The following is a 17,569-nucleotide window of genomic DNA, read 5'->3' as shown; positions in this document are numbered from 1 at the left end:
ACCTGGACCGTTGCGACCGGCACTACACCAACCAGAAGTGGCTGCGGCGGGACTTCGGTGGCCGGCTGCCCAGTGAGGTGTTCCGGGAGCACTCGCTGGCCTGCTACGTGACCGACCCGACGTCGCTGAAGCTGCGGCGGGAGATCGGGATCGACAACATCGCGTGGGAGTGCGACTACCCNCACTCGGACTCGATCTGGCCGGATGCGCCGGAGTTCGTGTTGAACGAGCTGGAGCAGGCCGGGGCGAACGACGAGGAGATCAACAAGATCACCTGGGAGAACGCCTGCCGGTTCTTCAGCTGGGACCCGTTCGCCGAGATCCCGAAGGAGCGGGCGACCGTGGGTGCCCGGCGCGCGATCGCCACCGACGTCGACACCGCGATCCGTTCTCGGGCGGAATGGGCGCGTCTGTTCACCGAGAAGCAGGCGGAACGGGTCTGAGGACCACCCGCCAGGTCATAGAGAATCCGAGGTCAACTGTGTTTTTGTCGGAGTCCTTATCCGAACGCGTGGCCGGCCGGCACTGCCGGCCGCGCGCCGGCGCCGGAACCGCCCCGTGACCACCGTCCCGGCCATCCCGTCGACGGCGCCCACCCCCCCTGCCGCCGCGGCCCCGCCGCCGTCCGAGGCCCGCGTCGTGCTCCCGGCCGGGAGCCACACCGCCGCCTCGGTGCTGCGCCGGGCCCGCCGGGGTCAGCTGCGCCATCTGGGCGCGTCGTCGTTCTTCCTGTCCTGCCACCAGGTCGCCGAGGCGCTGGTCCCCGTCACCATCGGCCTCGCGGTCGACCGGGCCATCGCCACCGGCGACGGGGATTCGATGGCGCGCTGGCTGGCCGCGCTGCTCGGGCTGTTCGTGGCGCTGACCTGCTCGATGCGGTGGGGCTTCCGCGCCAACCTGCGGGCTGTCCAGGGCGCCGGCCACGACCTGCGGATGCTGGTCGCCGACCGGGTCCTCGACCCGCGCGGCGGCGCCGGGTCCGACCAGCTCCCCGGGCAGCTCGTCGCGCTGGCGACCGGGGACGCCCTCAAGGTCGGGATGTTGAACTACGCGACGGCGATGGCTGTCTCCGGCGTGGCCGGGGTCGGTGTGGCCGTGGTCAGCCTCGCCCGGTTCTCGCTACCGCTGACGGGCCTGGTCGTCGCCGGGACGCTGCTGCTCATGGTCATCACCCACGTCCTCGGCCGGCCACTCGAGCGGCGCAGCGGCGCCGAGCGCGCGACGATGGCGGCCGCCACCGGCCTGGCCGCCGACCTGATCGCCGGGCTGCGGGTGCTCAAGGGCTTCGGCGGTGAGCGCCCGGCGGTCGACCGCTACCGGGCGGCCAGCCGGCGCGCGCTGGGGGCGACCCTGCGGGCCGCGGCCACCGAGTCGACCATCCGGGCGGTGGCCGTCATGCTGGCCGGTGGCCTGCTGGCGGTCGTGACGCTGGTGGCGGGTCGGCTCGCCGCCGACGGGTCGATCAGTATCGGTGCCCTGATCACCGCGCTCGGTCTGGCCCAGTTCCTGGTCGATCCGCTGAACCGGATCACCGGTTTCGGCGCCCAGCGGGCGCAGTCCGCGGCCTCCGCCGGCCGCATCGCGTCGGTGCTCGACGCACCCTGGGCGGTCCTCGACCCCGCGCGGCCCGCGGCGGGCACCACCGGCACACCGGGCAGCCCGCCGCTGCGGCTCGCCGGCGTCACGGTGGGTTCGGTCCGTGACCTCGACCTGGAGGTGCGCGCCGGCGAGTTCCTGGGTGTGGTGGCCGCCGACCCGCGCGAGGCCGCGGCCGTGCTGGCCGTCCTCGCCCGGGACGCCGACCCGGAGTCCGGGGTGGTGCTGCTCGACGGCCGGCCCGTCACCGAACTGCCTCCCGACACCGCCCGTGCGGCCGTTCTCGTCGCCCCGCACGACTCCGTGCTGTTCGACGGGACGGTGGCGGACAACATCCGTTCCGCGGCCGCGGAGGGTGACGACCTGGGCCCGGTGGTGACGGCGGCGGGGCTCGACGACCTGGCCGAAGTGCTCCCCGACGGGCTGGGGACGTCGCTGGCGTCCGGTGGCGTGTCGCTGTCCGGCGGTCAGCGGCAGCGGGTGGCACTCGCCCGCGCCCTCGCCGCGCAGGCACCCGTCCTGGTGCTGCACGAGCCCACGACCGCGGTGGACTCGCTGACCGAGCGGCGGATCGCCGACGGTGTGCGCGGCCTGCGTTCCGGGCTCAGCACGGTCTGCGTGACGTCCAGCCCGGCGGTGTTGGCGTCCTGCGACCGGGTGGTGCTCCTCGACGGCGGCAGGGTCACGGCCGACGGGACCCACGCGGAGCTCGTCCGGTCCGACCCGCGCTACCGCGAGCTGGTCCTCGCGTGAACAACGTCGGAAGCGACCCCCTGCGGGGAGTCCCCCATGGGAGGTGACCGGGTGCCAACGCGTCCGTCCGATGACGGCCTGCTGCCCACCGCGACCGCGGGCGAGACCTGGCGGTACGCCCTGCGGCTCCTGCGTCCGCGGTGGGGGCTCGCCGTGCTCACGGTCCTCGCGCTGACGGCGGGCACCGCCCTGCAGCTCGTCGCGCCGCGCGCGCTCGGCTGGGTCGTCGACGCGGCGATCGAGGGCGACCGCGGTGGCGTGCTCGGTCCCGTCCAGGTGCTGGTGGCGGTGGCGGTCGCCGCCGGTGTCTTCCAGGTGCTGACCAGGGTGCTGATCGCGCTCGTCGGGGAGCCGGCGCTCGCGTCGCTGCGCGAGGACGTCCTCGACCGGGCACTGCACCTGCCCGCGGGCGAGGTGGAGCGCGGCGGTTCCGGTGACCTGGTGGCCCGGATCAGCGGGGACGTCGAGGTTGTCACCGCCGCGATCCGCAGCACGGTGCCGACCCTGGCGATGTCGGTCTTCCTGGTCTGGATGACGGCGGTGGGGCTGGCCGCCATCGACTGGCGCTTCGCCGTCGTGGCGCTGCTGGCCGTGCCCACCGACTTCTACGCGCTGCGCTGGTATCTGCGCCGGTCAGGGCCGGTGTTCGCCGCCCAGCGGGTGGCCGAGGGCGCGCGCGCCCAGCAGCTGCTCGACTCGATCGGCGGCGCCGACACCGTCCGGGCGTTCCGGCTCGGTCCCGAGCACCTGCGGCTGACCGAGCGCCGTTCCCAGGACGCGGTGGACCGTGCCTACCAGGCGATCCACTTCCGGACGAGGTTCTGGGGGCGGATGCACCTGTCCGAGGCGATCGGCGTGGGGGTCGTGCTGCTCGCGGGCTTCTTCCTCGTCCGTGACGGTGCCGTGACGGTTGGCGCGGCGACCGCGGCGGCGTTCTACTTCAGCCGCCTGTTCGAGCCGGTCAACATGGTCCTGATGATGATCGACACGGCGCAGGAGGCGGGTGCGGCGCTGTCCCGCCTCGTCGGGGTGGCCCGCCTGGAACCGGCGGCTCGGCGGGCTGCCGCCGTCCACGGCGAGCCGTCCGTCGAGGCGCGCGCGGTGGACTTCTCCTACCAGGACGGGCACGACGTCCTGCACGGTGTCGACCTTGCCGTCCGCCCGGGCGAATGGCTGGCCGTCGTCGGCGCGACCGGCGCCGGCAAGACCACGCTGGCGAAGATGATCGCCGGGCTGTACCCGCCGGGGTCGGGAGAGGTACGGCTGGGCGGGGTCTCCGTGGCCGACCTCGGGCCGGACGATCTGCGGGACACGGTGGCGCTGGTGACCCAGGAGGTCCACGTGTTCGCCGGCCCGCTGGTCGACGACCTCCGGCTCGCCCGGCCGGACGCCACGGAGGCGGAGATCGAGCGGGCCCTGGAGCGGGCGGGCGCGCTGCCCTGGGTCGCCGCGCTGCCGTCCGCCGAGCGGACCGTGGTGGGCCGTGGTGGCCACCGGCTCACCCCGGCCCAGGCGCAGGAGCTCGCGCTCGCCCGCCTGCTGCTGGTGGACGCGCCGATCGTCGTCCTCGACGAGGCGACCGCCGAGGCGGGCAGTGCCGGCGCCGTCCGGCTGGAACGGGCCGCCCGGCAGGCGCTGGACGGGCGCACCGTGATCGTCGTCGCCCACCGGCTGACCCAGGCTGCCGCCGCCGACCGGGTCCTGGTGCTCGACCGGGGCCGGGTCGCCGAATGCGGCTCGCATGACGAGCTCGTCGCGGCCGGCGGCCGGTACGCCCGGATGTGGTCCGCCTGGTCGTCGACCGACCCGCCCGCCCCACGACCGGCCGCCCAGGTGTGAGCCGGTGGTCGCCCCCACGGCGCCGCGCCGGTGCGACGGGGTCCGGGGACGCCCGGCCCGGCGCGGCCCGACCCGCAGGTTGCCCGCGGGTCGGTGGTCTCGCCGGGCCGGGCGTCGTGGGTCAGGAGCTGATCGCCGCGGTGGCGTCCAGGGTCGCGATCTGCACCCGCAGGGAGGTGGCCCGTGGATCGGCGAGTTCCTCGAAGATCTTCAACGCCTCGGTCCACGCGCCGCGGGCCGCGGACAGGTCAGGGACCCGCAGGTAGCTCTGCCCGAGGAAGGTCAGTGCCCGGGCCGTGGTGTGCCGGTCATGGACCTCGTGCGACAGCGCCAGCGTCTGGCGGCAGGCCGCGGCCGCCAGGGCGTGGTCGCCGCCGGCCAGCAGGTCCTCGGCCAGGCCGAGATGCGCCAGACTCAGCGCCCAGTTGTCGCCGAGGTCGGCCAGGATCGCGGCACCGGAGCGGTGACAGGCGATCGCCTGCTCCAGATCGCCCGACCAGCGGTGCGCCCGTCCGAGCTCGATCTGGGCCAGCGCGAACCCCCACGAGTTCCCCACCGATCTGAAGATCTTCTGGGCGCGTCGGTGGTGGACCATCGTCTGGTGCGGGCCGTGCACGTGGGCGAGGCAGAGCAGGCCCACCGCCTCGCCCCACTGGTCGGCGGCCGCCTTCCCCACCGCCACCGCCACCGCCTGGTCGAGCGATTCCAGGGAGCGGCTGTACATGCGCAGGTCGTCGTAGGCGCGCCCGGCGCTCAGCAGCAGGGCGGACTCGCCGAAACCGTCGTGCAGGTGCCGGGCGGAGGCGAGACCGATCTGGGCGACCATGATCCAGTCCGTCCACCGCTTGCTCATGTGGAAGTAGCCGGTGAGGGTCGCCGCCAGCCGCCAGGCGAGGGCGTGCTCGCCCGCCGACGCCGCCGCGCGCACGGCGCTGATGAGGTTCGCGTGCTCGTTGGCGAACCAGACCGACGCCTCCCGGTAGTTGTTGAACGCCTCCGGTGGGTTCTCGTCCGACACCGTGTGCAGCGCCGGCCGCCGGCCATAGGGGTGGATCAGGTTCCCGGCCTCGGCCGCGGTCCGCAGATACCAGCCCACCAGCCGTCTCAGGGCCGCCCCCGGAGGGTCGTCGTCCGGCCCGCTCCGCGACAGGGTGCGGCCGAACAGCCGGACCGTCGCCGGCAGCCGGTAGCGCTCGGGCCCCGCTTCCTCCGCGAGCTTCCGGGCGGCCAGCGTGTCCAGATCACGCCGGACGAGCTCCGCGGGCCGGTGCAGCAGCGCGCTGATCGCGGGAAGCGGCAGATCGGCGCCGTTCCACTCGCTGAGCAGGCGCAGTGCCCGGGCGGGGTCCGGGTCGGCGGCGGTCCGCGGCGCCGGCAGGCCCTGGTAACGCAGGGCGAGCGTCTCGTGGATGACGGCCGGCGGCCCGAACCGTGCCTCCGTCGGCCGGCCCGCGTCGGACCGGGCCGGCGGCGGTGGCCCGGCCGGCGGGGAGTGGGGGGAGTGGAACGTCGGCGGACCGCCGTCGGTGAACGCCACCAGCTGCCGCGCGGCGCCGGTGACCGTCACTGACCGACGCCCACCGCCCTCGGGACCCGCCGAGGCGGGGCGGTCGTCGGCCAGCATCAGCCGGTGCAGCTGCTGCAGACCACGGCCCGGGCTGACGCCGAGCTCGTCGCGCAGCACCCGCCCGACCCGGTGGTACTCCTCGAGGGCCTCCGCCTTGCGGCCGCAGCGGAACAGGGCGAGGATCAGCATCTCCCACGGCTGCTCCCGGATCAGGGTCTCCTCGACCAGCCGGCGCAGATCCGGCAGGGCACCGTGATGGTCACCCATCATCACCTGGGCGGTCAGCGCGAGTTCCCGCAGCCGCAGCCGAGCCTCGGACAGGTGCGGGGCCTGCTCGCGCCGGAGCCGCTCCACCGGCACATCGCAGAAGGGATCGCCCCGCCACAGCGCGAGGGCGTCCCGCGCGTGCCGGGCGGTCCGCTCCCAGTCGGCGCCCGCGGCGGCCTGCTGCGCCCGTCCGGCGAGGTCGGACTGCACGAGCAGGTCGACCTCGGAGGGGTCCCGAGGCTCCACCGCGTAGCCGGGAGAACGGGTGATGATCCGCCCTCCCGAGACCGGCCCCAACAGTCTGCGCAGTCTGCTGACGTAGTTCTCCAGGGTCTTGCGGGCCGAGGGCGGGGGGGAGCCGTCCCAGAGCAGGTCCGCCAGCCGATCGGCGGAGACGACGGTGCCGGCGTCGACCAGCAGCGCGGCCAGGACCCCGCGCTGCTTGGGAGCCGAAACCGGGACCGATCGCCCGAGGTCGTCGCGGACCTCGAGCGGCCCGAGTAACGCGAACCGAGGCGTGCGCTCGGCCGGTGTCCTTCCGGCTGTCCTCATCGGTCCTCCAGGAACTGTCGGCGATCTGACCTGCTCCGGACGAGCCCAGGCCGTCAGCACGGCAGGGCCTTCAGTGGCACCCCACGGCGGCGTCTCGCCGGTCCGACAGCTGGCGACGGCGCCAGCTCGGCATGCGTGCGGGCGCACTCGGCGGCGAACAGCGCCGCCGCGAGATCCGTGGAATCGGCCCCGGTGAGGTCCTGGGCGGCCCGCGCGGCCCAGCCGGCCAGGTCGACGGCGAGGCCGGTGTCGCCGGCCGCGGCGAGGCGGCGGCTGGCGGTGTGCAGGAGCCGCGCCCAGGTCAGGTCCGCCGGCTCGACCGCGTGCGCCCGAGCCGGGCCGGCCGGTGTGGCCGGTGCGGTGCGCAGGCAGTGGGCTTCCAGGAGCAGACGCATGCCGACAGCCAGGTCGCCGGTCAGGACCTCGCCGGCCAGTCGGGTGAGCATCGCGCTGAGCCGTGCGGCCGGCACCTGCGCCGGCCCGCTGTGCGGGCTGTCCAGCGCGGCCAGCAGGCAGGCTGAGGTCCGGGGGTCCCCGCCGTGGCGCTCGGCGGCGCGCAGCGCGGCGGCGAGGCCGAGAGTCAGGTCGGGCGGGTTCGGGCCGGCGAGCCGCTGCTCCACGACCGTCGCGGCGGGCACCGCGCCGAGGCGATCGGCCGCGGCCGCCAGCCGGCGGGCCCGCGCCGTCTCCGCGGGGCCGCGGGCCCGCCGGAGTACGGCCGCCACGCGGCAGGCCCGGGCGAGATAGCCGGGATGCGGGGCCGCGGCCGCCCCGACCCGGACGGTGCCCGGTGCCGCGAGGCTGCGCAGGCCCGCCCGGACGGCGTTGTCGACCGTCACGAGTGCCAGATCCGGATCACCGAAGGCCGCCAGGACGTCGCCGCCCAGTGCCAGGACCCGCAGCCCGTCCGGCCCGGCGGCGGCCGGGTCCGCCGCCTGCGGCCCGCCCAGGGCGGCCCGCACGTCGGCCAGCGCGGAGACACCGTGGCCCTGCGCGGCGTGAACCACGCCGCGTCGTATCCGCACGTCGGCGAGCCGGCCGGCGGCGGCGGGCAGTTGATCGACCAGTGCGGCGTAGATCTGTTCGCCGGCGTTCAGGGCGCTGACCGCGGCAGTCAGGTCCCCGGCCCGGTGGCACAACGCGGCGAGGTCGTATTGGACACCGCCGAGGAGCTGGGCCAGATGCCGGTCTCCCGGCGATTCGGCGTGGAGCTCGACAACAATCCGCACGGCACTGGACTGGATTGTTACCGCCCGGTATATGTTCCCGGCGCGGTCCGCGTGCCGGGCGTCCCCGAGCAGCCTGGATAACTGTAATTCGCCGGCTGTCTGTTTTCGCCACCTCCGCCCGGCCGAAACCGCTCGGCCCGCCTGCCGCCGAACGTTCCGGAGCCCTCCGGCCTCGCTGGCTCCTGCGGCGATCCGGCTGTTACCCAACTGATTTGCACACCAAGACACGGCCGAGTCCATCCCTGTCGCGCCAGGCCGGCGACCTCCTGACCGAGGCGACGGATTTGCCGCCGCCATTGCGGTCATGTCGCCGGCCGGAACGTCCTGTCCGGCGGTGAAAGGTATTCAACCGCCAGTCCGATTAGGAGTTTCGGTTGTGTCCGCAGACCTGTCAACTGGTCCGACGGATGCGGTTCTGACGTACTCCCGTCGCCCGGTGGGCGTTGTTCGCCCGTTTTGGTGGTTGCTGGATGTCGCGGATCTTCGCATTGACAAATAGATTTGCGAGGGATTTTGTGCGGGCGCCATACGGGACGTTGCCGGGGCGCGCACTCCGGCGACGCACACCCCGGCGACGCACACCCCGGCAACACGCACCCCGGCGACGCCCGCCGCCGTCAGGCCGGCACCTCCGCCTGGGCGAGGCGCGGGGGGGTCCCCGGACCGGTCCCGGTCGACGGTACGGCGCGCGGGTCGAGAAGGATGTCGAGGGCCTGCCGGGCGAGCGCCGCCAACTGGCCGGCATCCTCACCGGCACCGGCCAGCGCAGTGTCCAGGAGCGTCAGATCCTTCGTGAGCAGCGCGGCGAGCGCGGGCAGCGGCGGCCCGCCGGGCCGGCCGAGGGGCCGGTTGCTCGGTGGCAGCGCCCTGGCGCTGGCACTGCACGCCTGTAGCGCCAGCCGCACCCGGTCCGAGTCGAGGCCCAGCTCGCCCGCGGCTCGCAGCGCGTCGGCCGTCGCCGCGCGGTGCACGATGAACACGGCGTTGTTCAGCAGCTTCAGCAGCTGGGCACTGCCGACCTCCCCGGTGTGCAGCACGGTGTGCGCGAACAGGCCGAAGATCGATTCGCATCGCCGCAGCTCGGCGGGATCGCCGCCGACCAGTACCACGAGCCCACGCCCGGACTCGTCGCGCGCGCCGTTGCTGACCGGCGCGTCGAGCAGGGCGAGGCCGCGCTGTCGCGCCAGCTCGGCCAGCTCGGCGCAGGTCCCCGGCGAGCAGGTGCTGTGGATGACGATGAGACCGCCCCGGCCCATCGTCTCCAGTAACCCGCCCGGCCCGGCCACCACGGTGCGGACGTCGTCGTCGGAGAAGACACACACGGAGACGATGCTGACGCGGCTGCCCAGGTCGGACAGGGAACTCGCCACGTCGACCCCGGCGGGGCGGATCTGCTCGAGCCGGTCGGCCCGCAGGTCGTACACGGTGGGCCGCAGACCGCCCGCCGCACAGAGCCGGACTATCGGGGCACCCTGATGCCCGAGGCCGACGAAGCCGTAGCTCTCGGCGCCCAGCGGGCTGTCGTCCTGCGCGGTGGGATGCGCGGTGTGCATCGTGGATGATCTCCTCAACGTGGGCGGGCTCGGGCCCGGGCCCGGTGCCCGGGCCGGTTCTCAGCGGCGCTCGGTCAGGTGCCGGCGCGGGGTGGTATCGGGGTGGCGGCGCGGGGTGGCAGCCGCGCCGCGTCCCGGATGACGGCCACGACCGGGCCGGGCACCCGACCGTCGAGTTCCACGGCCAAATCCCGCAGGTCCCTCGTCGAGAGGTCGGCGGATTCGAGCGCGGAGCGCAGATGGTGCCGCAGCGGGTGAACGGTGCCCGCGGCCGCGCAGGCACCGATCGCGACCAGGCGGCGCTCGCGCACCGTCAGGTGTGGCCGGCGCCAGACATGCCCGAACACGAAGCCGAGGACACCGGCCTCGACGAACGGGCTGTCCCGGCGCGGGGCCTCGACCCGGTTCACCACGCGGAACGCCTCCTCGCCCGCGAGCAGGCGCTGCTGCGTGCTTTCCCGGTCCAGCGGGGCGCCGGCCGCGGACGGTGCCCACGGCGCGTCGGTCCCGCCGCGCAGTCCCGCCCACTCTCGGCGGACGACCGCCTCCAGTTCGGAACCCCGCGGCCAGCCGGTGTAGACGGCGTAGTGCAGGACGAACTCGAACAGGTCGTCCAGGCCGATCCCGTCCTGCCCGAGCGCCTCGCGCACCCGCTCGGCGAGCGCGTCGGTGGGACCGGACAACGCCACACACACCAGCCGCACCCAGCAGCGGTCCCTGGTCCCGAGCCCGCCCCGGTCAGTACCGGCGTCCATGTCAGCGTCGATGTCGGCGTCGATGTCAGCGACAGTCATCCGCCTGCTCCTCTCGGTGACACCGCGGTCAGCGGGACGTGGTGGCAACGAGCGGCGGCGGGGCCGCCTGCAACGCGACGGGACGGTTCGCCTCCGGCACCGGCGCCGGCTCCGTCCGCTCGCGGAAGGCCCGCTTGAGCGTCTTGCCGGTCACCCCGACCGGGAACTCGCTCCACGGCATGATCTCCACCGAGACCAGCTCCTCGGCCGTGGTGAGCAGCGCGTTCAGCTCGTCGCGCAGCCGCGCGGCGTCGATCTCGACGCCCGGCCGCAACGCCACCGCGGCGGCGGGGCGCTGGGTCCCGTCAGGCTGGCGCGCCCCGTACACGCACGTGTCGAACACAGCCGGGTGCCGGTGGACCCGCTCCTCGATGGGCAGGCTGTAGACGTCGCCGCCGCCGGTGTGGATGACGTCCACCTCCCGGTCGAGCTGGACCACGTGACCGCCTGACCAGCGGGCCACGTCCCCGGTGAAGAACCAGCCGTCCCGGACCGCCTCGTAGGTCAGCGAGTGGTTGTTCCAGTAGGCCTCGAACAGCGTCCCGCCGCGGACCTCCAGGCGTCCCACCTGCCCGCGCCGGACCGGAACTCCGTCCCGCGCGATGCGCACCTTCGGCCCGAACGGGGCTGAGTGCCGCCGGCCGATCCGCCGGTCGTAGTGGCGGGTGAAGGGTGAGTAGTAGCGCAGGACCGACGGGGTGCCGACCTCGCTGGAGCCCTGCGCGTCCAGGTAGACGGACCCGCGCACCGGCAGCCCGAGCCGGCGGAAGGTGCCTCCCACCCGGACGCAGGGCCGGATCATCTCCTCGTGCGCGGCGTCGGCGGTGCTCGCCCAGAACCGCATGGCCCGCAGGTCGTGCTCGGCGAGCGGTACGTCCTTGAGCTGGGTGTAGGTGATGGGAAAACCGAAGAAGCCGGTGTACCGCTCACGGGCCAGTTCCGCCACGGTGCGCTGGGCGTCGAAGTCCCGGCCGGTGGCGCCGGTCCAGTGCGCCCGGATGCCCAGCAGCAGCATGCAGTTGAAGGTGAGGATCACCGCCTGGTGGTTGTTCGGGACGGCGAGGTAGCCGCGGTCCCGCCGCGGTGAGACGTGCACGTAGCACAGCCAGCCCCGCATGGCCCGCGACTGCGGACCGTTGCGCAGGATCACCGCCTTGGGGAAGCCGGTCGTCCCGGAGGTGTGCACCAGGTACAGCGGCTCCCGGGGGCCGCGCCGGATGGCCGCGACGGGCTCGCGGGCCGCGGCCAGCAGGTCCTCGATCCAGTGGACGGCGGGCGCCGTGGTCCCGTTCAGCGCGCAGGTCAGCTCGCGCACGTCGGCCTCGGGCACCTCGCCGACCCGCCCGACCAGCACGACGATCTCCACGCCGCCCGGCGTCCCGCCCTCCCGCAGCACTCGCAGGAGGGTCGCCGGATCCGCGAACAGGATCCGGGCGTCGATGTTGAGCAGGTAGGGGGCGACCTTGTCGGCAGCGAAGGCGCCGTTCATGGGGCAGGCGACCCCGCCCGCGCGCACCACCCCGAGGTGCAGCAGGTGGATGTCGAAATGGTTGCGCTTCAGCACGGCGACCCGCTGCCCGTGGCGCAGGCCCAGCGAGCGCAGCGCGGCGGCGAGCCGACCGGCCGTCGCCTGGATGTCCCGGGCCGTCCAGGAATCCGGGAGGGGCCCGCCGGTGCCACCGGCGCCGGCGGTGTCACCGGAACGGCCCGGGTCGGGCAGGGACCAGGAACAGGGCTCGTCACTGGTGAACAGCACCCGGTCGCGGTGGCGGCGGGCCGCCCGGTCGGGAACCCGTTCGAGTGACATCGGGCCGAAGGCGAGCCACAGCCGCCGGGGCAGCCCGAGTGACACACAGACGAACACCGCGTAGGCGACCAACAGAGCGAGGACGGCTGACAGAACAACGACGATCATCGGATGGGCCNTCTCCGGAGACCAGCTGGACGGGACGTCAGACCGGCTGGACGGGGCGGTCCCGCACCAGCGACGCGGCGATGCCGTCCCACAGCGACGCGCGGGCGCGCAGGCAGCCGTTGACCACGGCAGCGCATTCCTGCCAGTTCCGCGGGTCGTCGCCGGCCAGGGCGACGAGCATCTCCATCGCCATCGGGGTGTGCTGCTCCCCGTCGACGGTGACGTGCCGGGACAGGTAGTCACGGAAGGTGGCCAGCTGCACGTCGCCGTCGAGGACCAGCGAGAACATCTCGGGAATCAGGTCCTCGCGGCCGAACGCGAACGCGGCGGCCAGGGCGTGCGGCGGCGCGCTGGTCAGCAGCGCCCAGGTGGAGCGCACGAACATGGCGGCGGGAGCGGGCACCGCCGCCCGGACGATCGCGGCCGGCACCGGCGTTCCCGCGGCGAGCTCCGCGAGGAACCGCCTGATCGGCCCGGTGTCCGCGCCGGCCTGCTCCATCCCCTCCAGGTACAGCTCGAAGTGGCTGATGTAGGAGCCGCCGTACTCGTCGCTCTCCTCGACCAGGACGATCTCGTTGATCAGGCGCCGGCAGGAGCGGTGGACCGTCGGCACCCACGGCACGTCCACGCAGGTGAGGCTGCGCTGCAGGGTCTTCAGTAACGACATGAAGTCCCAGACGGCGAAGACGTGGCTCGTCATGAAGGTGGTCACGTCGTCCACGGTCACCAGGTGGGCGTACATCGGATGCTCGAGGACGGCGTCGCGGGCCGCGGCGGTCTGCGCGGTGAGGCGGACGATCGACGGATGTGCGCCGCCATCCCAGGAATAGCGATTCGACACGTGTGCTCAACCCCTTGGAGGTGCGGAGGAAAGGCAGGGCCCGGACCACGGCGGTGCGCGAAGCGGGCGGCGTCGCGGCGGCCCGTCGCGGCTGGCACGGGCCGCGGCCGGCGCTCCCGTGACGGGCTGTACCGGTGGTGTCCGGTGCCCGGAGGTTCTCCGCGGTCGGTAGCGCCCCGGTAGCGGTGCGGCAGCAGGCCGCCGCTACCGGCGCGGGTTCAGGGGGCCAGGTGGGCGAGCGTGCCGTCGATGATCGTGGCGCGCACGTGGGCGGCGTCCGGGTCGGCGAGCGCGTCGTCCAGCGGGAGCCGTAGCAGGCACAGGTCCGCGGGCAGGCCGCGGTGGATCCGCCGCGGCCGGGCCGGGTCGTCGGGTGGGCCGAGGAACAGGTCCAGCGCCCGGCGCGTGTCGACGCGCTGCGCGCCGCCCAGCAGCCGGCCCGCCCGGGTGCGCCGGTCGCGCGCCGCCCGCACGGCCCGCCACGGGTCCGGGTGCCCGAACGGCGCGTCGGTGCCGGCGGCGACCCGGACACCCGCGGACAGCAGCGACCGGCACGGGTAGAGCCAGTCAAGATCGTCCGGGTCGACCTCGGCGAGGTAGACGTCGCCGCGCTCGGCGACGAAGTTCGGCTGGGTGACAACGGTGAGCCCGCCCGCCGCGACCAGCGTGGCCAGCTCCGGTGGGATCACCGCGCCGTGCTCGATCCGGTCGGCCGGGCAGCCTGGGGCCGGCGGTCCGGCGGCCTCGATCGCGGCGAGCGTCACCACGAGCTGGACCCGGGTGACGCAGTGGACGGCGACGGGCACGCCGGCCAGCCGGGCCGTCCGGATACGTTCCGCCAGGGCGTCCGGCGGCGGCAGATCGGTGTCGTCCAGCATGATCTTCATCGGGCCGAGCGAGACGTGCGGGCCGGTGGCGGCCGCACCCACTTCCGACGGTCCGGCGCCGGGCGGCAGTGTGGGGCGCATCAGGGTGAGGCGTTGCGGCAGGGTGCCGTCGGCCGCCGCCCTGGCGAGCGCGGCCGCGTCCGACGGGCGGCGGTCGGGGGTGGCGTCGGTCAGGCCGGTGACACCGGCGGCGAGCGCGGCCCGGCCCACCGCGCCGAGATCAACCGGAACGTGCGGGACGCGGGCGGCGAGCCATCCGTCCAGCCGCCACAGTCGGCCGGTCGGGGCGCCGCCGGCGGTCCGCTCGACGCCGTACTCGCCTCGGCGCCCCTCCGGGGCGGCGCGCACTTCTGGACCGGTGCCCGCGGCCAGCAGGCCGACCTGGCGCAACGCGGCCGAGTTCAGCACCCACAGCGCGCCACCACGGTGCTGCACCCTGGTCGGGACGTCGCCGGTCAGCGCGTCGAGCGCGGCCCGGTCGAGGNCGCCGGCGACCGACGGGTGGTAGCCCACACCGCGGATCCAGCCAGCCGCCGGCCCGGAGTGCGGTCCGACCGGGGGCGCGGCCCGGCCGCGCAGTGCGGTCGCGGCGGCCCGCAGCCGGCTCGCGAACTGGTCGCGGTCAGTGATCTCCGGTGGCCCGAGGGGCACCGACGACCCGGCGGCGGCCAGCGACATCAGATGCAGATGGTGGTCGTGCAGGCCGGGCAGCAGGGCTCCGCCGGCCGCGTCCAGCTCCGCTTCACCGGCGCGCCGTTCCAGCCGTTGGCCGGGGCGCCCGATCTCGGCGACGACTCCCCGCTCGACCCGCACGTCGACGACGGCCGACGACGGCTCACCACCGAGGATCTCGGCTCGCCGGATCAGCACGGCCTCACCTCGCCGAACGCCGCACCCCGGGGACGACGCCGCACCCGGGGACGACGCCGCACCCCGGGGATGTGGACGGACACCGTGGAAAGAGTACGGGGCCGGGCCGCCTCGGGCCGACGGGATCCGCCCGGAACAAATCGCCTGTCCGTTTCCGGTGGTCTGTGTGAGGATCCGGGATCATGGAGCAGCAGCCCGGCACCAACGCCATCGCGGCCAAGGCGGCCTTCGCCTTCGGCGCCGGTTCCAGCGAATTCGCAGGGCTTGCCGGGCCGCCCGCCGCGTGGCCCACGGCGAACCTTCTTCCGGGTGTCGCACCGGTGCGACAACTGATCGGCGCGACGTCGGACACGGCGGTCGCGGTCACCGGCCCCCGGACTTCGGCGCGCGGATCGGCTTCGCCGTCCTCGATCGCGCCGACGAGGGGCCAACCTGCCGTCTGGAAGGTCGCGGCCCGCACCTACCGCCTGGTGACGAGCTGGGGCGGCGTCCGCGCCTGACCCGCGGGTCGCGCCCGGCAGAGCCAGGCCCGGCCTCGACCGAGTCCGACGGCCACCCGGCGAGGCCCCTAACCTGAGCGGGTGGACATCCATCCGACGCGCGGCGGTACCCGGCTCATGACCGAGGCCGGTGTGACAGGTCGCGCGGTTTCGGCCGCGGATCCGGCCGCGCCGCTCGACGGTGTGCTGGAACCGGAGGAGGCCCTCGCGCTGCTGCGCGCCGACCCCGAGGCGTTCGCCGCGTTCACCGGCCAGCCGCTGCTGGCCGTCTGGGCGCGCGGCCCGTCCGCGGTGGCGGTCGCCGAGCTCGGCCGGCACCTGCCCTCCGTGCTGGTCGCAGTGGCCCCCGACCTGAGTGACCTTCCGCCCGGCGTCGAGACCGCCGGTTTCGACATCCTGCTGACCGGGGTGCCCGACCCGCCCGCACCCTGGGCCGGGCCGATCGGGCCGGGCGTCTCCCTCGCCGACTCGCTCGCCGCGATCGCCGCGATGACCCGGCGCGTCCCGGCCGCCGCCGTCGCGTTCGCCCAGCTGGTGCGCTACTCCGCCGGCCTCGACGTGCGGGACGCCGTGATCGCGGAGTCGTTCACCTATTCGACCCTGCAGGGCGGGCCGGAGTTCGCCTCCTGGCTGGCCGGTCACCGCGCCGAGCGGGAGCGCCGCGCCGCCCGCCGCGCCGCCGCGGCGCCCGCCGAGCCGGCGGTCCTCGTCGAGCGGGACGGTGACGAGCTGTGGATCGTCCTGAACCGCCCGCGGGTGCACAACGCCGTCGGACGGGACGTCCGCGACGGTCTGGTCGCCGCGTTCGGCCTGGCGGAGTCCGATCCGTCCATCGCGCAGGTGCGGCTGCGCGGGCGCGGGCGTTCCTTCAGCAGCGGCGGTGACCTCACCGAGTTCGGGCTGCTCCCCGACCCGGCCCGCGCGCACGCGGTGCGGACCACCCGCAGCATCCCGCTGGCCCTGCTGCGCTGCGGGCGGCCTGTCACCGCCTACGTGCACGGAACCTGTGTGGGGGCCGGTGTGGAGATCCCGGCCTTCGCCCGCCGGGTGGTCGCCGACCCGGCGACGACGTTCCGCCTGCCGGAGATCCCGATGGGCCTGGTGCCCGGGGCCGGCGGAACGTCGAGCATCGTCCGCCGCGTCGGCCGGGAGCGCGCCACCTACCTGTCCCTGACCGGCTGGGCGCTGGACGCCGCCACAGCCGCGGAGTGGGGCCTGGTCGACGAGATCCGCCCGGTCGGCGGCGACGACCATCCGACCCGCTGACCAGGCCGGCCCGCTGACCGCCGGGTGAGCGGAACCTGCCCCGGCTGGTTGACGGGCCCGCCGGCCGGGCACGAACTATGGCAGGCCTGACCCATCACGGCGGACGAAGGACGCGGCAGATGACCGGCGAGCGCCATGTGCTGGATGTGGAGAGCGCGGACGAGGAGATCTTCTTCCGTTGCCGACGTTGCCTCCGCAGCTGGCAACGCTCGTTCGGCGTCGCCCGCTGGTTCGACGATGACGGCGGGCTGATGGAGGTGTACCGGCACAACGGCGTGCCGGTCCCCGCCCCGCGCAGCGGTGTGCCCTGCGTGTACTGCGGCGGCCTGCGGGTCGACTGGGCCCACGCGCCGCTGCCGCAGCTGACGGAGCCGCAACCGGCCCCCGGGCGGGCCCGCACGACCCGCGCGCAGGTCGTGCCGTGGCCGTCCTGGCGCAGCTGGCCGCGCGACGAGTGGCCGGCGCGGCGGCCGGCGTTCCCGTTCCTGCTTCCGCTACGGCCTCAGCTGCACCCCCGCACCTTCCACTTCCCCTGAGCCGCGACTTCCCCTGTGCCGCCGCCCGGTGCCGGCGCCGCTTGTTCTTTGCCGGGCTCAGCTGTTCCCGGGCGGGGGGTAGCCCTCGCGGTAGCGGCGTCCGTCCGCGGTGTACCGGATCGGCGCGTTGAGGGCCGCGGCTCCGAAGCGCCGGCGGTCCGCCCGGTGGTCGATGATCACGACGATCATGGGTATGACGAACATGACGGCGAGCAGGGAAATCGCTATGAGCAGGCGTTCCCATTCGAACTGCGGATCCACTTCCACTCCTGTGGTGAAGGTCTGAGGCGCTGGACTGGCTCGGACCTTCCCGGAGGGCCGCGGGACCCTGGGCCTCCGCCGGCGCGGCGGATTCCACGGCCGGCGGCGCCGGAGTGCGCCAGCAGCCAGGCCGCACTCACCGCGAGCACGCACACCGCCGCACCCAGCGCGAGGAGCTGGTGTTCCCAGCGCGGGTGCTGGCCGGTCAGTACGGAATTCGCCTCGACCCACGACCGCAGGTGATCCACCCGACCCGGCGCCGACCGGTGGGCGGCCGCGGCCGGTGCGGCGAGGTCCACCGGCCGCGGAGTGGACAGGAACGGCGCCGACCAGGGTGCGGCCA

General features: G+C 74.6%; 12 protein-coding genes and 4 pseudogenes. 7 read left to right on the top strand and 9 right to left on the bottom strand.

The window, feature by feature from the left end; translation table 11 throughout:
- From UG55_RS43085 to UG55_RS24735, 4 genes and pseudogenes are all read left to right on the top strand, one after another.
- Positions 1-181: pseudogene (locus UG55_RS43085) on the top strand (amidohydrolase); the annotation flags it as partial.
- Between the two features lies 1 nt (position 182).
- A pseudogene (locus tag UG55_RS43080) lies at positions 183-443 on the top strand (amidohydrolase); the annotation flags it as partial.
- A gap of 115 nt (positions 444-558) precedes the next feature.
- Entirely contained in the window at positions 559-2,349 is a 1,791-nt protein-coding gene (locus tag UG55_RS24740; RefSeq protein WP_242425062.1) for an ABC transporter ATP-binding protein, read from the top strand.
- A 36-nt stretch (positions 2,350-2,385) separates the two neighbouring features.
- On the top strand, positions 2,386-4,188 hold the full coding sequence (locus UG55_RS24735; protein WP_066073810.1) for an ABC transporter ATP-binding protein: 1,803 nt from the start codon (positions 2,386-2,388) through the stop codon (positions 4,186-4,188).
- 121 nt (positions 4,189-4,309) lie between these two features.
- Here UG55_RS24735 and UG55_RS24730 read toward each other — a convergent pair whose 3' ends face one another.
- From UG55_RS24730 to UG55_RS48205, 8 genes and pseudogenes are all read right to left on the bottom strand, one after another.
- Positions 4,310-6,574 (bottom strand): BTAD domain-containing putative transcriptional regulator, encoded by a 2,265-nt coding sequence (locus tag UG55_RS24730; protein WP_066073807.1) that lies wholly within the window; start codon positions 6,572-6,574, stop codon positions 4,310-4,312.
- A gap of 53 nt (positions 6,575-6,627) precedes the next feature.
- Positions 6,628-7,803 carry a hypothetical protein gene (locus UG55_RS24725; protein ID WP_066073803.1) on the bottom strand — a complete coding sequence of 392 codons (1,176 nt, stop codon included), beginning with the start codon at positions 7,801-7,803 and terminating at the stop codon, positions 6,628-6,630.
- Between the two features lie 617 nt (positions 7,804-8,420).
- Positions 8,421-9,356, bottom strand: a complete 936-nt coding sequence (locus UG55_RS24720; protein WP_066073800.1) for an NAD(P)-dependent oxidoreductase — start codon at positions 9,354-9,356, stop codon at positions 8,421-8,423.
- Between the two features lie 74 nt (positions 9,357-9,430).
- On the bottom strand, positions 9,431-10,150 hold the full coding sequence (locus UG55_RS24715; protein WP_242425060.1) for a carboxymuconolactone decarboxylase family protein: 720 nt from the start codon (positions 10,148-10,150) through the stop codon (positions 9,431-9,433).
- 28 nt (positions 10,151-10,178) lie between these two features.
- Positions 10,179-11,957 (bottom strand): class I adenylate-forming enzyme family protein, encoded by a 1,779-nt coding sequence (locus UG55_RS24710; RefSeq protein WP_242425064.1) that lies wholly within the window; start codon positions 11,955-11,957, stop codon positions 10,179-10,181.
- Positions 11,958-12,102: 145 nt separating this feature from the next.
- Positions 12,103-12,906, bottom strand: coding sequence for a DUF3050 domain-containing protein (locus UG55_RS24705; RefSeq protein ID WP_066073796.1), 804 nt, complete (start codon positions 12,904-12,906; stop codon positions 12,103-12,105).
- A 218-nt stretch (positions 12,907-13,124) separates the two neighbouring features.
- Positions 13,125-14,277: pseudogene (locus UG55_RS24700) on the bottom strand (amidohydrolase family protein); the annotation flags it as partial.
- A gap of 1 nt (position 14,278) precedes the next feature.
- A pseudogene (locus tag UG55_RS48205) lies at positions 14,279-14,471 on the bottom strand (amidohydrolase); the annotation flags it as partial.
- A gap of 374 nt (positions 14,472-14,845) precedes the next feature.
- Between UG55_RS48205 and UG55_RS24695 the strand changes: the two are divergent.
- From UG55_RS24695 to UG55_RS24685, 3 genes are all read left to right on the top strand, one after another.
- Positions 14,846-15,163: a hypothetical protein gene (locus tag UG55_RS24695; protein WP_066073787.1), complete on the top strand. Its 318-nt coding sequence runs from the start codon at positions 14,846-14,848 to the stop codon at positions 15,161-15,163.
- A gap of 81 nt (positions 15,164-15,244) precedes the next feature.
- Positions 15,245-16,429, top strand: coding sequence for an enoyl-CoA hydratase/isomerase family protein (locus UG55_RS24690; RefSeq protein ID WP_242425059.1), 1,185 nt, complete (start codon positions 15,245-15,247; stop codon positions 16,427-16,429).
- 119 nt (positions 16,430-16,548) lie between these two features.
- Positions 16,549-16,965 carry a hypothetical protein gene (locus UG55_RS24685; RefSeq protein ID WP_066073785.1) on the top strand — a complete coding sequence of 139 codons (417 nt, stop codon included), beginning with the start codon at positions 16,549-16,551 and terminating at the stop codon, positions 16,963-16,965.
- A 57-nt stretch (positions 16,966-17,022) separates the two neighbouring features.
- Here UG55_RS24685 and UG55_RS24680 read toward each other — a convergent pair whose 3' ends face one another.
- Positions 17,023-17,226, bottom strand: a complete 204-nt coding sequence (locus UG55_RS24680; protein WP_066073782.1) for a hypothetical protein — start codon at positions 17,224-17,226, stop codon at positions 17,023-17,025.
- Positions 17,227-17,569 lie beyond the last annotated feature (343 nt).

It is taken from the genome of Frankia sp. EI5c, assembly GCF_001636565.1.
Classification (GTDB): Bacteria; Actinomycetota; Actinomycetes; order Frankiales; family Frankiaceae; genus Parafrankia.
Note: the sequence above shows the minus strand (reverse complement) of the source record. Positions and strands in the feature narration are given on the sequence as shown.

Excerpts from the sequence above, each read along its gene's own strand:
- UG55_RS24720 (WP_066073800.1), bottom strand. The coding sequence starts at position 9,356 with ATGCACACCGCGCATCCCACCGCGCAGGACGACAGCCCGCTGGGCGCC.
- UG55_RS24715 (WP_242425060.1), bottom strand. The coding sequence starts at position 10,150 with ATGACTGTCGCTGACATCGACGCCGACATCGACGCTGACATGGACGCC.
- UG55_RS24685 (WP_066073785.1), top strand. The coding sequence starts at position 16,549 with ATGACCGGCGAGCGCCATGTGCTGGATGTGGAGAGCGCGGACGAGGAG.
- UG55_RS24735 (WP_066073810.1), top strand. The coding sequence starts at position 2,386 with ATGGGAGGTGACCGGGTGCCAACGCGTCCGTCCGATGACGGCCTGCTG.
- UG55_RS24710 (WP_242425064.1), bottom strand. The coding sequence starts at position 11,957 with ATGTCACTCGAACGGGTTCCCGACCGGGCGGCCCGCCGCCACCGCGAC.
- UG55_RS24695 (WP_066073787.1), top strand. The coding sequence starts at position 14,846 with ATGGAGCAGCAGCCCGGCACCAACGCCATCGCGGCCAAGGCGGCCTTC.
- UG55_RS24730 (WP_066073807.1), bottom strand. The coding sequence starts at position 6,574 with ATGAGGACAGCCGGAAGGACACCGGCCGAGCGCACGCCTCGGTTCGCG.